Source organism: Mycobacterium sp. (assembly GCF_035640695.1).
In the GTDB taxonomy this organism is placed as follows: domain Bacteria; phylum Actinomycetota; class Actinomycetes; order Mycobacteriales; family Mycobacteriaceae; genus Mycobacterium.
Window position 1 is genome coordinate 14,821 of record NZ_DASQVQ010000086.1, and the last position, 15,784, is coordinate 30,604.

General features: G+C 69.6%; 13 protein-coding genes. 8 read left to right on the plus strand and 5 right to left on the minus strand.

Annotated features, from left to right (window positions below; translation table 11 throughout):
* The first annotated feature begins 8 nt into the window (after positions 1-8).
* The 3 genes from VE759_RS10810 (at position 9) to VE759_RS10820 (ending at position 2,644) form a co-directional block, all read left to right on the plus strand.
* On the plus strand, positions 9-1,280 hold the full coding sequence (locus tag VE759_RS10810) for an amidohydrolase (RefSeq protein WP_414687886.1): 1,272 nt from the start codon (positions 9-11) through the stop codon (positions 1,278-1,280).
* 66 nt (positions 1,281-1,346) lie between these two features.
* Entirely contained in the window at positions 1,347-2,516 is a 1,170-nt protein-coding gene (locus VE759_RS10815; protein WP_324931598.1) for an amidohydrolase, read from the plus strand.
* Positions 2,516-2,644, plus strand: a complete 129-nt coding sequence (locus tag VE759_RS10820) for a hypothetical protein (RefSeq protein ID WP_324931600.1) — start codon at positions 2,516-2,518, stop codon at positions 2,642-2,644. The genes VE759_RS10815 and VE759_RS10820 overlap by 1 nt, the downstream gene beginning before the upstream one ends.
* A gap of 75 nt (positions 2,645-2,719) precedes the next feature.
* On the opposite strand, the gene VE759_RS10825 is transcribed toward VE759_RS10820, so the two are convergent.
* Positions 2,720-3,199 (minus strand): gamma-glutamylcyclotransferase, encoded by a 480-nt coding sequence (locus VE759_RS10825; protein ID WP_324931603.1) that lies wholly within the window; start codon positions 3,197-3,199, stop codon positions 2,720-2,722.
* A gap of 65 nt (positions 3,200-3,264) precedes the next feature.
* Between VE759_RS10825 and VE759_RS10830 the strand changes: the two genes are divergently transcribed.
* From VE759_RS10830 to VE759_RS10845, 4 genes are all read left to right on the plus strand, one after another.
* A complete protein-coding gene (locus VE759_RS10830) occupies positions 3,265-4,677 on the plus strand; it encodes an NAD(P)H-quinone dehydrogenase (protein ID WP_324931606.1) in 1,413 nt (470 codons plus the stop codon).
* An 84-nt stretch (positions 4,678-4,761) separates the two neighbouring features.
* Complete coding sequence (locus tag VE759_RS10835; protein ID WP_324931609.1) at positions 4,762-6,507, plus strand: glycerol-3-phosphate dehydrogenase/oxidase; 1,746 nt, start codon at positions 4,762-4,764, stop codon at positions 6,505-6,507.
* A gap of 27 nt (positions 6,508-6,534) precedes the next feature.
* Positions 6,535-7,407 carry a pseudouridine synthase gene (locus VE759_RS10840; RefSeq protein WP_324931612.1) on the plus strand — a complete coding sequence of 291 codons (873 nt, stop codon included), beginning with the start codon at positions 6,535-6,537 and terminating at the stop codon, positions 7,405-7,407.
* A gap of 168 nt (positions 7,408-7,575) precedes the next feature.
* On the plus strand, positions 7,576-8,475 hold the full coding sequence (locus VE759_RS10845) for an NAD(P)H-binding protein (protein ID WP_324931615.1): 900 nt from the start codon (positions 7,576-7,578) through the stop codon (positions 8,473-8,475).
* A gap of 63 nt (positions 8,476-8,538) precedes the next feature.
* On the opposite strand, the gene nei2 is transcribed toward VE759_RS10845, so the two are convergent.
* Genes nei2 through VE759_RS10860 form a run of 3 tightly spaced genes read right to left on the minus strand, consistent with a single transcriptional unit; the run spans position 8,539 to position 14,907 of the window.
* On the minus strand, positions 8,539-9,300 hold the full coding sequence (gene nei2 / locus VE759_RS10850; protein ID WP_324931618.1) for an endonuclease VIII Nei2: 762 nt from the start codon (positions 9,298-9,300) through the stop codon (positions 8,539-8,541).
* A 10-nt stretch (positions 9,301-9,310) separates the two neighbouring features.
* Positions 9,311-10,279, minus strand: a complete 969-nt coding sequence (locus VE759_RS10855; RefSeq protein ID WP_324931620.1) for an SDR family NAD(P)-dependent oxidoreductase — start codon at positions 10,277-10,279, stop codon at positions 9,311-9,313.
* A gap of 38 nt (positions 10,280-10,317) precedes the next feature.
* Positions 10,318-14,907, minus strand: a complete 4,590-nt coding sequence (locus VE759_RS10860; RefSeq protein ID WP_324931623.1) for an ATP-dependent helicase — start codon at positions 14,905-14,907, stop codon at positions 10,318-10,320.
* A 161-nt stretch (positions 14,908-15,068) separates the two neighbouring features.
* On the opposite strand from VE759_RS10860, the gene VE759_RS10865 reads away from it, so the two are divergent.
* A complete protein-coding gene (locus tag VE759_RS10865) occupies positions 15,069-15,497 on the plus strand; it encodes a hypothetical protein (RefSeq protein ID WP_324931626.1) in 429 nt (142 codons plus the stop codon).
* Positions 15,498-15,517: 20 nt separating this feature from the next.
* Here the strand turns inward: VE759_RS10865 and VE759_RS10870 are convergent.
* On the minus strand, positions 15,518-15,784 hold a 267-nt coding region (locus VE759_RS10870), incomplete at its 5' end, for an aldehyde dehydrogenase family protein (protein WP_324931628.1).

A 15,784-nucleotide genomic window follows, 5' to 3' on the forward strand; every position in this document is an offset into this window, starting at 1 on the left:
GTGCTGCTGTGCGCGATCACGGCGATCACGGCGATAACGGCGATCACGGCGATAACGGCGATAACGGCGATAACCGCGCCGACGCCGCCGATAACGTCGCCGTCACCGGTGCCGCCGCCACCGCCTCCGACGCCGTGACGCGCTACCGCAGCGACCTTGTCGCGCTCTCCCACGACATCCACCGCGAGCCCGAGCTGGCGTTCGCCGAGCACCGCAGCTGCGCCAAGGCTCAGCTGTTGGCCGCGGAGCGCGGTTTTCGCATCACCAAGGCCGCCGGCGGTCTGCCGACCGCGTTTCGCGCCGACTTTGGGGCTGGCCCGCTGGTGATCGCGGTGTGCGCCGAATACGACGCGCTGCCGGGTATCGGGCATGCCTGCGGCCACAACATCATCGCCGCCGCGGCCGTGGGCGCCGCGCTCGCGCTCGCCGAGGTGGCCGAGAAGCTGGGCCTGACCGTGGCGTTGATCGGTACCCCGGCCGAGGAATCGGGCGGCGGAAAAGCGTTGCTGCTCAACGCCGGAACGTTCGACGACGTCGCGGCCGCGGTCATGGTGCACCCCGGACCCGTCGACATCGCCGCCGCGCGATCGCTCGCCCTGTCGGAGGTGCGCGTCGGATACACCGGCCGCGAATCGCATGCGGCCGTCGCGCCGCATCTCGGCGTCAACGCCGCCGACGCCGTCACCGTCGCGCAGGTCGCGGTGGCATTGTTGCGCCAGCAGCTCGCGCCCGGCCAGCAGGTGCACGGCATCGTGACCGACGGCGGCCAGGCCGCCAACGTCATCCCGGGCCGCAGCCAGCTGCTGTACACGATGCGTGCCACCAACGCCACGTCGTTGGGCGAACTCGAGCACCGGATGGCCGAGTGTTTTCTGGCCGGCGCAGTGGCCAGCGGTTGCGAGTACCGCATCGACGAGACCGCGCCCGCGTACCGCGAGCTGGCGCCGGACCCCTGGCTGGCCGCTGCCTGCCGCGAAGAGATGGTGCGGCTCGGCCGGACGCCGGTTTCGCCCGACGTCGAGGCGACGCTTCCGCTGGGCAGCACCGACATGGGCAACGTCACACAAGTGATGCCGGGCATTCATCCGGTCATCGGCATCGACGCGGGCGGCGCAGCGATCCACCAGGCCGGCTTCGCGACGGCGGCTGTCGGCCCCAGCGCGGACGACGCCGTGGTCGACGGCGCGATCATGCTCGCCCGCACCGTGGTGCGGCTGGCCGAGACGCCGGCCGAGCGGGATCGGGTGCTGACATTGCAGGCCGAGCGGGCGGCGCTATGAGCGGCGAGCGAGAAGCGAAGGCGAATCGCGCATGAATGGCGAGCGAGAAGCGAAGGCGAATCGCGCATGAGTCTCGTGGAGATCGCCGAGTCATGGCTGGCCGCCCACTACGACGAGCTGATCGAGTGGCGCCGCCACATCCACGCCCACCCGGAACTGGGCCGCCAGGAGTACGGCACCACCCAGTTCCTCGCCGCCCATCTTGCCGACGCCGGCCTCAATCCGAAGGTGCTGCCGGCCGGCACCGGCCTGACCTGTGACTTGGGGCCCGACGACCAGCCGCTCATCGCGCTGCGCGCCGACTTGGACGCGCTGCCGATGCCCGACCGCACCGGCGCACCGTACGCGTCGGTGGTGCCCAATGTCGCGCATGCCTGCGGGCACGACGCGCACGCGGCGATCCTGTTGGGCGCCGCGCTGGCGCTGGCGTCGGTGCCCGAACTTCCGGTGGGTGTGCGGCTGATCTTCCAGCCGGCCGAGGAGTTGATGCCCGGCGGCGCGATCGACGCGATCGCCGCGGGGTCGTTGGCCGGGGTGTCGCGGATCTTCGCGCTGCACTGCGACCCGCGCCTGGCGGTCGGCAAGGTGGGCGTCGCCGTCGGCCCGGTGACTTCGGCGGCCGACCAGATCGAGATCACGTTGCATTCGCCCGGCGGGCACACGTCGCGGCCGCATCTGACCGCCGATCTCGTCTACGGTCTCGGCACGCTGATCACCGGCCTGCCGGGCGTGTTGTCACGCCGAATCGACCCGCGCAACAGCACCGTGATGGTGTGGGGGGCGGTCAACGCCGGCGTGGCCGCCAACGCAATTCCGCAAGTCGGCACGCTGGCCGGAACCATCCGCACCGCGAGCCGGGACACCTGGCTGAGCCTCGAGGGCACCGTCCGGGAAACGGTGGCGGCGCTGCTGGCGCCGCTGGGCATCGAGCACACCCTGGTGTATCGGCAGGGCGTGCCGCCGGTGGTCAACGAGGAGACGTCGACGCGGATTCTGATGCACGCAATCGAGGCGCTCGGGCCCGACGTGCTCACCGAGACACGTCAGTCCGGCGGCGGCGAGGACTTTTCGTGGTATCTCGAGGACGTGCCCGGCGCGATGGCCCGTCTCGGTGTGTGGTCGGGCCGCGGGAAGCATTTCGATCTGCATCAGCCGACATTCGACCTCGACGAGCGGGCCCTGCCCATCGGGGTGCGGGTGATGGTGTACACCGTCGCGCAGGCCGCCGCGTTCTAGTGGGCGGCAACGATGTCCGCTACATCGACCGCATCGACTTCACCGCCGAAAGCGCCGACTACCTCACCGTGGGTCCGCTGACGCTCGACGACGCGCCGCTGCCCCCGGCAGGGTCTACCTCGGCCTGACGCGGGTCCATCCCGCCCAGGTTCCCTTCACGGTGCACCGCTGGGATGTCTGACGCGCTCGATCGCGCAACACAATTACTCGCCGTGGCCGGGGCCGATGTTGCGCGCCGGGCGGGTGCGTATCGCGTGCACGTAATCCGCTGGGGCCCCGGCGATTTCGGCTGCATCGGCCATCACGCCCAGGTACCTGGCCGACGGCAGGCCGCCCTCCCAGGCGTCAAGCACATACAGCCACGCCAACACCGGATCGGTTGTGGTGTCCGACGATAGCCGTTCCACCCGGCATCGAATCTTCTTGTGGACGCCCAGCTCCGAACCCTCCCAGCGGTCCAGGTTCTTCTCATCGGCCGGCGTCATGTCGTACAGCACGACGAACACCTTGGAGCCCGGGTCCTGAACGACGGTGGCGAGCGCGCCCTCCCAGCCGATGTCCTCGCCGCCGAACGTCAGCCGCCAGTCGTGCAGCCACCCCGTTCCGGCCATCGGCGAATGCGGCGCGCGCTCGGCCATCTGATCCGGATGCATGTTCGACCCATAGGCGGCATAGAGCGGCACGGGAAGAGCCTAAAGGGAAACTCGAGTCTTGGGCGTTCATCCGCCGGCTTGACTACGGTTGAGCTGTGGCAACCCGCATCGTGATCATCGGCGGAGGTCCGGCAGGGTACGAGGCGGCGTTGGTGGCCGCCGCGCACGGCGCCGATGTCCGGGTCACCGTTGTCGATGCGGACGGCATCGGCGGGGCATGTGTGCTGTTCGACTGCGTGCCGTCGAAAACGCTCATCGCGTCGACCGGGGTGCGCACCGACCTGCGGCGGGCACCCGATCTCGGCTTCGATATCCAGTTCGACGACGCCAAGATCCTGGTGCCGCAAATCCACAAGCGGGTCAAGACGCTGGCCGCCGCCCAGTCGGCCGACATCGCCGACACGCTGCGCAGCCACGATGTGACGGTGATCGACGGCCGCGGCGAGCTGGCCGACGACCTTCCCGGCATGGCGCAGCACCGCGTCAAGGTCACCGAACCCGACGGCAGCAGCCGGGTGTTGGAGGCCGACGTCGTGCTGATCGCGACCGGCGCCAGCCCGCGGACCCTGCCGGGCGCCAAGCCCGACGGGGAACGCATCCTGACCTGGCGGCACCTGTATGACCTCGACCAGCTTCCCGACCACCTTGTCGTGGTCGGATCCGGTGTCACCGGCGCCGAATTCGTCAACGCGTACACCGAACTCGGCGTGTCGGTGACGGTGGTCGCCAGCCGCGACCAGATCCTGCCGCACGAGGACTTCGACGCCGCGGCGGTCCTCGAGGAGGTGTTCACCTCGCGTGGCGTCACGCTGGTCAAGAACGCCCGCGCCGACTCGGTCACCCGAACCGACAACGGCGTCGTCGTCAAGATGACCGATGGCCGCACGGTCGAAGGCACCCACGCGTTGATCACGGTCGGGTCGGTGCCCAACACGTTCGGTCTGGGCCTGGAACGCGTCGGCATCGAACTCAACGACGGGAACTACCTGACGGTGGACCGGGTTTCGCGGACCTCGGTGCCGACGATTTATGCCGCAGGCGACTGCACCGGTCTGCTGCCCTTGGCCTCGGTCGCGGCGATGCAGGGCCGCATCGCGATGTATCACGCGCTGGGCGAGGCGGTGACCCCGATCCGGTTGCGGACCGTGGCGGCGGCGGTGTTCACCCGCCCCGAGATCGCGGCCGTCGGTGTTCCGCAGTCGGCCGTCGACAGCGGTCGGGTGCCCGCCCGCGCGATCATGTTGCCGTTGAACACGAACGCCAGGGCGAAGATGTCCGGCCTGCGCCGCGGCTTCGTCAAGATCTTCTGCCGCCCCGCCACCGGCGTCGTGATCGGTGGTGTGGTGGTGGCGCCGGTGGCGTCGGAGCTGATCCTGCCGATCGCGCTGGCCGTGCAAAATCTGTTGTCCGTCACCGACCTGGCGGCGACGCTGTCGGTGTATCCGTCGCTGTCGGGTTCGATCACCGAGGCCGCGCGCCAGTTGATGGCCCACGACGACCTGGATTGAGTGCGGGAAGCGAACGTCGCGGTACTCGCCGTAGCCTGGGAAGTGACTCGCCAGTAACAAGCTCGCCAGTAACGAGGAGGCCCCGTGAGCGACGCCGCGCCCGCCCCCGGCAACGGGCAGACGTTCCTGGGTCCGCGCGAGCGCGCGATCGCGTGGCAGCGGCTCGGGTCGGAGCAGTTCGACGTCGTCGTGATCGGCGGCGGTGTGGTCGGCGCAGGCGCCGCGTTGGACGCGGCCACCCGCGGCCTCAAGGTGGCGCTCGTCGAGGCCCGCGACCTCGCGTCGGGCACGTCGAGCCGGTCGTCGAAGATGTTCCACGGCGGGCTGCGCTACCTGGAGCAGTTGGAGTTCGGCCTGGTGCGTGAGGCGCTGCACGAGCGCGAGCTCACGCTGACCACGCTGGCGCCGCACCTCGTGAAGCCGCAGCCGTTCCTGTATCCGCTGACCAAGCGGTGGTGGGAGCGGCCCTACGTGGCGGCCGGCATCTTCCTCTACGATCAGCTCGGCGGGGCGAAATCCGTTCCGGCGCAAAAGCATTTGACCAAGGCCGGCGCGCTTCGGCTGGCGCCCGGGCTGAAACGCAGTTCGCTGATCGGCGGCATTCGTTATTACGACACCGTGGTCGACGATGCCCGGCACACGATGATGGTCGCGCGCACCGCGGCGCACTACGGCGCAGTGGTGCGCTCGTCCAGCCAGGTGGTGTCGCTGCTGCGCGAGGGCGACCGGGTGATCGGGGTGCGGATCCGCGACTCGGAGGACGGCGCCGTCACCGAGGTGCGCGGCCACGTCGTGGTGAACGCGACCGGCGTGTGGACCGACGAGATTCAGGCGCTATCCAAGCAGCGCGGCCGGTTCCGGGTGCGCGCGTCGAAGGGCGTGCACATCGTGGTGCCGCGCGACCGCATCGTCAGCGAGGTCGCCATCATCCTGCGCACCGAAAAGTCGGTGCTGTTCGTGATCCCGTGGGGCACACATTGGATCGTCGGCACCACCGACACCGACTGGAATCTCGACCTGGCCCACCCCGCGGCCACCAAGGCCGACATCGACTACATACTCGGGCACGTCAACAAGGTGCTGGCCACCCCGCTGACAAGCGATGACATCGACGGCGTCTACGCCGGGCTGCGCCCGCTGCTGGCGGGGGAGAGCGAAGAAACCTCGAAGCTGTCGCGCGAGCATGCGGTCGCGGTGCCGGCGCCCGGCCTGGTCGCGATCGCCGGCGGCAAGTACACCACCTATCGGGTGATGGGTGCGGACGCGATCGATGCGGCCAGCGAGTTCATCCCGGCCCGGGTGGCGCCGTCGATCACCGAGAAAGTGCCGCTGATGGGCGCCGACGGCTATTTCGCGCTGGTGAATCAGTCTGAGCGGGTCGGGGCGTACTACGGGCTGCACCCATACCGGGTGCGCCACCTGCTGGACCGCTACGGGTCGTTGATCGGGGAGGTGCTCGCGATGGCCGAGAACAAACCCGACCTGCTCAGCCCGATCACCGCGGCCCCGATCTATCTGAAGGTGGAGGCCGTCTACGCGGCCGCGGCCGAGGGTGCGCTGCATCTGGAGGACGTGCTGGCCCGGCGGATGCGGATCTCGATCGAATACCCGCACCGCGGTGTCGAGTGCGCTCGGGAGGTCGCCGAGATCATTGCGCCGGTCCTGGACTGGAGCCAACAGGATGTGGACCGCGAGGTCGCGACCTACGTCGCCCGAGTGGAGGCCGAGGTGCGCTCCCAGGAGCAGCCCGACGACGAAGCCGCCGACGCACTGCGCGCGACGGCGCCGGAGGCACGCGCCGAGATCCTTGAGCCGGTGCCGCTGAATTGATGTGAATTGATGTGAATTGATGCCGCCGTGAGACCACCTCCACTCCCAGCGCGCGACGGGCTGGGGCCCGCCCGGCTGCGGCTGCGCGGCGGATCGGTTTTCGACGAGTTCCGCACCCGGTTCGGCTCCCCGGCGGCGGCGAAGGTGTTGGCCGGCGAGGTGGTCGACGCCGACGGCGCGGTGCTCGACCGCGACAGCGAACTGCCGCCGGGATCGCACGTGTACTTCTACCGCGAACTCGCCGACGAGGTCACGGTGCCGTTCGACGTCCCGGTGCTGTACCGCGACGACGACATCGTGGTCGTCGACAAGCCGCACTTCCTGGCCACTATGCCGCGCGGCCGCCACGTCGCGCAGACCGCGCTGGTGCGGCTGCGCCGCGAGCTGGGCTTGCCGGAGTTGAGTCCGGCGCACCGGCTGGACCGGCTGACCGCCGGGGTGTTGCTGTTCACCACGCGACGCGAGTTGCGGGGCGCCTACCAGTCGTTGTTCGCCCGAGGCTTGGTGCGCAAGACGTATCTGGCGCACGCGAACGGACAACCGGCGGTCGCGTTGCCGACGACAGTGCGGTCACGAATCATCAAGCGCCGCGGCCATTTACAGGCCGTCGAGGAGCCCGGCGAACCGAATGCCGAGACCTTGGTCGAAGCGTCAACCGCAAGCCCCCCACCCGAAGGCGGGTACCGGCTGATCCCCCGCACCGGCCGCACCCACCAACTGCGGGTGCACATGACGTCACTTGGGCTGCCGATCATCAACGACCCGCTGTATCCGGCTGTCATCGACGTGCCGGCGGACGATTTTTCGCGGCCACTCCAGTTGCTCGCGCACAGCATCGAATTTGACGACCCGCTGACCGGCCGACGCCGCTGTTTCGCGAGCCGGCGGTCACTGCCGTGAGCTTCGCAATGGTGGGCCGGCTGCGACATCCGATTCCGCGAGCAGGCGGTCGCCCGGTCGCGGCGCCGACGCCGCGCTGGGCAGTGCCATCGGGCTACCTCGCCCCTGCCAATTGATGGCATGCGCGTTTAGGGTTTGCAAGCCGGCGTCGATGGCTAACTTTGAGGCATGTACTTGGTCACCGGCGCGGGCGGCGGCGGCGGTAGCGTGAGCCGTCGCGTCGTGCAGACGTTGCGGGATGAAGGCGAGCAGGTGCGGGCGATGGTTCACCGCGACGACGCCCGCGCACACCTGCTTCGCGAACTCGGAGCGCAGGTTGTCGTCGGCGATCTGACCGATCCGGTGGACGTGTTCAACGCCATGCGGGACGTCAAACGCATGTTCTTCAACATGAGCGTTTCGCAGGAATACCTGCGGGCCACGGCGGTGGTTTGCGCGGCGGCCCTGGACGAGATCCACCCCGAACTGGTGGTCAACATGTCGCAGATGACCGTCTCGCAGATGACGCTCACCAGCGCCGAGGAGTCGCGTCAGCAGCGACTGCACTGGCTTTCCGAGCACATCATGAACTGGTCGGGTGTACCGGTCGTGCACGTCCGCCCGACGGTATTCCTCGACAACCCGTTGTTCACGACGCTGGCCAGGCGCCCGGTCCGCGAGCGCGGGGTGCTGGCGCTGCCGTTCGGTACCGGGAAGACCTCACCGATCGCCGCCGCGGACGTCGCGCGGGTCGTGGCCACCCTGCTCCACAACAGCGCAGGCGGCAAGGGCGAGGTCTACGAGCTGACCGGCCCCGAGGTGCTCGACATTCGTGGGCTGGCTGAGCGCTATTCGCGTGCACTGAACCGGCCGATCAGCGCCGAAGACCTGCCCTACGACGAATGGGTGGCGCACTACCTGCGGACCTCGGGACTTCCCGAGCATGTGCAGCAGCACATCGCGACGATGGCCCGGCTGCACCGCGAGGATCGTTACAACCGCACCACCGACGACGTCGAGAAGGTCACCGGGCAGCCGGCCCAGACCGTCGATCAGTACATCGCCGGGCATCCGACGCTGTTCTATTAGCGCCGACAATACGGGTCTGTTCGCGCCGACAATACGGGTCTGTTCGCGCCGACAGTAGGCCTGTTAGCGCTGACAGTACGGGCACCAGTAGGTGACGCGGTCACCGCTGCGATCGGAGGCGATCAACGTGCCGCAGCGCCGGCACGCTAGCCCGCCCCGCCCGTACACCCACAGCTGGCGGCCCTGTCTGCGGTCGCCGGTGGTGGTCCGGTTGAAGCCGGAGCGGTTGGCGGCCAGCATGTCGCGAGCGCGGGTCACCAGCCGCAGTGGGTCGGCCACCGCGGATACCGGCGTGGTCGGCAGGTGCCCGAAGATGAAGCACAGCTCGTTGCAGTACACGTTGCCGATCCCGGCCATCACGCGCTGGTCCAGCAGCGCCTCGGCGATCGGACGGTCCCCATCGGCAACGAGGTTGGCCGCCGCCACACCCGGGTCCCAATCGGGGCCCAGCAGGTCGGGGCCGAGGTGCGCGACGGTGCCGAGGTCGCGCTCGCGGTCGAGCACCTCGAGTTGGCCGAGGTCGACGCCTGCCGCCTGAATATCGTTGGCCTCCAGGATGATTCGAACGTGATGGTCCTCGCGTACCGGCCGGGACCGCGACCTGACCAGCCAGCTGCCGTCCATCTTCAGGTGCGAGTGGATGCTGGCGGGGCCGACCCGGATGAACAGGTGCTTGCCGCGGCTGACCACCTCGTCGACGGTCATCCCGGTGAGATCCGTGGCGGCGAAGCGGGGCACGCGAACGTCGCAGCGCGTCAGCGTCTTGCCGACCAGCGCCGCACGCAGCCTGACCGCGGTGTGGAAAACCGTGTCGCCCTCCGGCATACCCGCATGCTTACCCGATCAGGGTCAGGGAAAGCTCCCACAGTCGTTGCGCGTTGGCCGGATCCAGTGCGTAGGGCGCCACCCCGCCACTGCCGGGGGCGCCACGCCGGTGGACGACCCTGGCCTCGTTGCAGTCCTCGAAGTAGCGTCCGCCGACGCCGTCGAGCAGCGGCGACGCGGCCAGCAGCACCGACGTCGCCGCGCCCTGTTCGACCGTCTTGAACTGGGCGCCCGACGCCCGGTACTGCCGCAGCGCCTCGGCGGCGTAGCCGTCACCGACATGGCGCTGCAGCCTGGTGACGATGCCGCCCGGCATCAGCGCATTGGACGTGATGCCCTCGTCCGCCCAGCGTCTCGTGGCCTCGACGGCGAACAGCACGTTGGCGGTCTTCGACTGCCCATAGGCGCCGAACGGGTCGTAATCGCGGAACGCGTAGTCGATGTCGTCGAACACCACCGGCGACCGCAGATGGCCGGCTGAGCTGACCGACACGATGCGGGCATTGCCGGCCGCGGCGAGCCTATCGTGCAGGCCGACGGCCAGCGCGAAGTGGCCGAGATGGTTGACCGCGAACTGCATTTCGTGCCCGCTCGCCGCGAGCGTCAACTCCTGTACCGCCATCACCCCGGCGTTGTTGACGAGAATGTGCAGCGGCGCCCGCCACGACTGCGCAAATGCGGCGACGCTGGCCAGATCGCCAAGGTCGAGCGCGCCCACCGAGACGGCATCGTTGCCGGTGTTCGTGCGGATGTCCGCGGCGACCCGCTCACCCTCGGCGCGGTCGCGCACTGCCAGCGTCACCGCCGCGCCGGCGCCCGCGAGCGCGCGGGCCGTTTCCACGCCGATGCCCGACGACGCACCGGTGACGATCGCGTTCTTGCCGTTGAGGTCGACGCCCTCGATCACCTCGGCGGCCGTCGACGCGAATCCGAACGGAGTGGTGATCCTGCCGGCGGGAACGGTGGTGGAGTTTGTCATGGACACTCCTAACTTCATTCCGGGCCGGATGATTCCGCTCAGCGCAGCCGCAATCCCCTGGGTGTGCGGGCGAAGCCGGCGTCGACGAGGGCGGCGCCGACCGCTGCCCGCTCCTCCGATGCGTGTGGCTCCAACACCGGCACCCCGTCGAGCCTCTCGATCAGTATCGAGTCCACTCGCCCCGCGCCGACCAGATTGGCCAGCGCCCCCGCGGCGGCCCGGTGCGCCTCCGGGTCGTCGGTGAAGTTGAGCAGCGACCGGCCGCCGCGTTCGAGAAACCACGCCAGTTCGCCGTCCACCAACACCACCAAGGCGCCTGCCTTGCGGCCGGGCCGGTGAGCGGTGTCGGTGTCGGCGCGCGACGGCCACGGCAGCGCTGAACCGTACGGGTTGGCCGGGTCGGCGGCGGCCAGCGCAAGCGCGTGGTAAGCGGGCCGGTCCGGGTCGACGTTGTCCTGATATGACCGCAGCCGATCGACGGTCGAGGCGGCCGCGAACTGTGCGCCGCCGAGCGACTCGACGAAGTAGCCGCGCTGGCAACGGCCGGCGTCCTCGAGTGCGGTCAGCACCTTGTACAGCGTGGCGAACCCGCCCGGCACTGCCTCGGCGGCGACGCTGCCCTTGGTCAGCACCCCATAGCGGCCGACCAGCAATTCGGCCTGAAAGTGCGCCCGCAGCGTCGAATCCGTTTCCGGCGCGGGCAGCGCCGACCACCGGCCCGCGACGCTCGGGTCGGAAGCGCGGGTGTGCGCGTGGGCGACGCTGTATCGGCTCAGCCGCGCCGGCCGGTGCCGATGCCGGTGCGCCGCGGCCACGGCCCGTCGGCTGCCCGGCCGACGGGTGCCGGCAAGCATCGCCCGCACCGGGGCGAACGTGTCGCCTGTCACCCGGCCCGCCCAGACCAGGTCCCACAAGGCCTGCTTGAGCTCGTCGTGCGCGGAGCCGTCGGCGGCCAGCTGGCGGAAGAAGAAGCCGCCACCGGCCCGACCATGACCGCCCAGCTGCTCCAGGATCATCCGATGCCGGTCGGTGAAATCGAGCTCGCCGGGCGCAGCCAGTGACAGCGGCGCGGTCTCGGCCGGGTGCAGCGCGATCCAGCCGTCGCCGCCCGAGATCACGCCATGCCCCGACCAGGTGACCTCCCCGGCGGCCAGCAGCTCGTCGAGCATCGCCGGCTGGTAGTCGCGCACTCGCTGCGACAAGACCAGCGGTTCGAGCGCCGATGCGGGGATTGCGATTCCGGCCAGCTGCTCGACCACCGCCACCAGCGCGTCGATGCCCGACGATCCGGGCACGCCGACCTGCTGCCATGCCGGCAGGAAGCGACCATACGCGGCCGTGCTGACCGGTTCGACCTGCGCGCGCAGCGCCGCGAGCGACCGTCGGCGCAGGATCCGCAGCACGTCGGCGTCGCACCACTGATCCGCCGCCGCCGGGGCGGGAACTGAGACACCTGCCGTCGCCGCGACGAATTCACCGCGCGTGAGTTTTCCGTCGACGGCCATTCGGCCCAGCACGTCGGCCGCAACCCGCAATCCGAGGCCGAATCGGGCCGCCGCGTCGGCGGTGGTGAACGGCCCGCGCGTGCGCGCGTAGCGGCCGAGCAACTCGGCAAGCGGGTCGGCCACCGGCTCGGTGAAGCTGACAGGTACACCCGGTGGAACCGCGATGCCGACACCGTCGCGCAGCCTGCCGATGTCCTCGACGCCCGCCCACCACATCTGCCCGGCATACGACACCGTCACCGCCCGCCGCGCCGCGCGCAGGCCCTCCAGCCAGCCGCCGACATCGGCCGCGGTACACCGCTCGGCGACCTCGTCCTGCGTCAGCGGGCCGAGCAGCCGCAGCAGGTCGGCGACACCCTCGGCGTCGCGGGCCTGCCGGTCGGGGGAGAGGTGCTGCAGCTGGCGGTGCGTCACCTCGATGACGTCGGGGTCGAGCAGCTCACGCAGCTCAACGCGGCCGAGCAGCTCGGCGAGCAGCGTGCTGTCCAGCGACAGTGCGGCGGCCCGCCGCTCGGCCAGCGGGGCGTCGCCCTCGTACATGAACGCGCCGATGTAGCCGAACAACAGCGACGCGGCGTACGGCGACGGTGTGGCCGTCTCGACCTCGACGACCCTGATCCGCCGCTGCTCGATGCGCGTCATCAGCACGGTTAGCATCGGCACGTCGTAGACGTCCTGCAGGCATTCGCGCACCGCCTCCAGCACGATCGGGAAGTCCGGATAATCGCGGGCCACGTCGAGCAACTGGGCGGCGCGCTGGCGCTGATGCCACAGCGGCGACCGCCGGCCCGGGTGGCGGCGCGGCAACAGCAGCGCCCGAGCTGCGCACTCGCGGAACCGCGACGCGAACAGCGCCGAACCGCCGACCTCGGCGGTGACGATCGGCTCGATCTCGCTCGGCTCGAACACGAACAGCTCGGCCCCCGGGCCGGCGTCCCCAGAATCGGGCACAGTGTCAGGCAACCTGATAATTATCCCGTCGTCGGACGCGGTGGGCTTCTCGTCGATGCCGTAGCGTTCGCGAAGCCGACGGCTCACGGCCAGCGCCAGCGGTCCGTGCACCCGCAGCCCGTAGGGCGAATGCAGAATCACCCGCCAGTCGCCCAGCTCGTCGCGGAAGCGCTCCACCACCAGCGTGGTGTCGGTCGGAACCGCATTCGTGGCATCCCGCTGATCGGCGAACAGCCGCCACAGGTTTTCGGTGGCATGTCCATCGAAACCCAAGGCGGCACAACGAGTGTCGAATGTGTCCCGATCCATGTCCGCCAGCTCACCGGTGAACGCGCCCAGCGCAGCGCCGAGTTCGGCGGGTCGGCCGACGTCGTCGCCCCGCCAGAACGGCAGCCTGGCCGGCTCGCCGAACGCCGGCATCACCAGCACCCGGTCGTGGGTGATCTCGGTGATCCGCCAGCTCGTCGCGCCCAGCGAGATCACATCGCCGGGCCGAGACTCGTAGACCATCTCCTCGTCGAGTTCCCCTACCCGCGACGGCTTCTCGGTGTCCGCACCGGCGGCCAGGTACACGGTGAACAGCCCGCGGTCGGGGATCGCCCCACCCGAGGTGACCGCCAGCCGCTGGGCACCGGGGCGGCCGGTCAGGGTGCCGGTGTCACGGTCGTAGACCAGCCGCGGGCGCAGCTCGGCGAACTCCGTCGACGGGTACTTGCCGGACAACAGGTCCAGCGTCGCTTCAAAAGCGCTGCGCGGCAACGTCGCAAACGGCGCGCTGCGGCGCACCGCGTCGAACCACCGGTCGGCGTCCACCGGCTCCAGTGCGCACGCCGCAATCGTGTGCTGAGCGAGCACGTCGAGCGGGTTGGCCGGCATGCGCAGATTCTCGATCTGTCCGGCGAGCATGCGTTGCACGGTCACCGCACAACCGACGAGATCGGTGCGATGCTTCGGGAACACCACGCCCCGCGAGATCTCGCCGACCTGATGGCCGGCGCGCCCGATCCGCTGTAGCCCGCTGGCCACCGACGGCGGTGCCTCCACTTGGATCACCAAATCGACCGCACCCATGTCGATTCCGAGTTCCAGGCTGGACGTGGCGACCACCGCCTTGAGCCGCCCGCTCTTGAGGTCGTCTTCGACGGCGGCGCGCTGCTCCTTGCTCACCGAGCCGTGATGGGCGCGGGCGAGCAGCGGCTCGGCGCCGTAGGTTTGGCCGCTGCCCATGATGTATGCCGGCGGCCCGCCCGGCACCTGTGGGTTGCGTTGCGGTGTCAGCTCCACCCCGGTGCGCTCGGCGTGAATCTCGTTGAGCCGGGAGGTGAGTCGCTCGGCGAGCCTGCGCGAGTTCGCAAACACGATCGTGGACTGGTGCGCCTCGATCAGGTTGGCGATGCGCTGCTCGACGTCGGGCCAAATCGTGTTGTTCTCCAGGTTGGCCATATCGGGGACCGGCACGACTACCTTGAAGTCGAATGTCTTGGCCGCCGGCGGTGCCACGACCGTGGTCGGCGCTTGCCCGGACAGGAAACGCGCGACGTCCTCGGCCGGCCGCACGGTCGCCGACAGCCCGATGCGTTGTGCGGGTTTTTCCAGCAGCATGTCGAGCCGCTCCAGCGACAATGCCAGGTGCGAGCCGCGCTTGGTGCCCGCCACCGCGTGCACCTCGTCGACGATCACGGTCTGCACGCCGGCGAGCGTCTCGCGCGCCGCCGACGTCAGCATCAAGAACAGCGACTCCGGCGTCGTGATCAGGATGTCCGGCGGATGGGTGAGCAGTTCGCGCCGGCGCGCGGTGGGGGTGTCGCCGGAGCGGACGCCGACACTGATGTCGGGGTCCGGCAGCCCGAGCCGCTGCGTGGTCCGGGTGATTCCCGTCAGCGGTGTGCGCAGGTTGCGCTCGACGTCGACGGCCAGCGCCTTCAACGGCGAGACATAGAGCACCCGGGTGCCGCGGCCGCGGCTGCCGGCCAGCCGGTCGATCGCCCACAGGAACGCCGCGAGCGTCTTGCCGGACCCTGTCGGCGCGATGACCAGCGTATTGGCGCCGTCGGCGATGGCCGACCAGGCCTGCGCCTGAGCGGGCGTCGGCGCCTCGAAGGTGCCGCTGAACCACTCGCGCGTCGCGGCGGAGAAGCGGGCGAGCGGATCGGGGCCGGCAGCAGAGCTCATGTCGCCATCGTGCCAATCGGTACCGACAAGTTCGGCGCCGCGCCCCGAACGCCGGATCTTTACGCATCCCTGACGGCTCAGCGCTTGACCCGTTGAACGACTGTTTAACAGACTGAACATGCGTTCAATGCACTGGATCCGACCGCATCGGAGGAATTGCCGTGCTCGACACCACCACGACCGTGCTGGTCGCCCTTCTCGGCGTCCAGGCGTTGGTGAAGTTCGTCTTCTTCACGCTGCCCTACCGCAGGCGCCGGGCGGCGCTGGACAAGAGCTACGGCGACAAGCCGTCGGCCACCACCACCTCCGACACCGTGATGCTGCTGTTCACCATTTTGTTGGCCGGGCTGCTGTTGTGGCGGGGGATCGAGGCGGTCAGCTTTCTGGGCGGCATCTGGATCGGTGCGACGCTCATTCAGCTGTACTTCCATGAGTTCCACGCGCCCGTGCCGCCCGAGCGCGCCGCGCCGGAGCCCGTTTCGCCGATCAAGACGATGTCGTACGCGATCCAGCAAGCACCGTGGCGGCCGTGGCGCGAACTGCTGACCTTGGCGGTGCTGATCTGCTGGAGTTTGGTGCTGCTGGTCTGAGCCGTGCTCGAACCCGATCGTCAGCCGAAATTCACACCCTGGGCCAACGGCAGTTCGGTGGAGTAGTTGATCGTGTTCGTGGCGCGGCGCATGTAGGACTTCCACGCGTCGGAACCCGATTCGCGGCCGCCGCCAGTCTGCTTCTCACCGCCGAAAGCCCCGCCGATCTCGGCGCCCGAGGTGCCGATGTTGACGTTGGCGATGCCGCAGTCCGAGCCGTCGGCGGCCATGAACCGCTCCGCCTCCCGCACGTCGAGCGTGAACATCGCCGACGAAAGCCCTTGGGG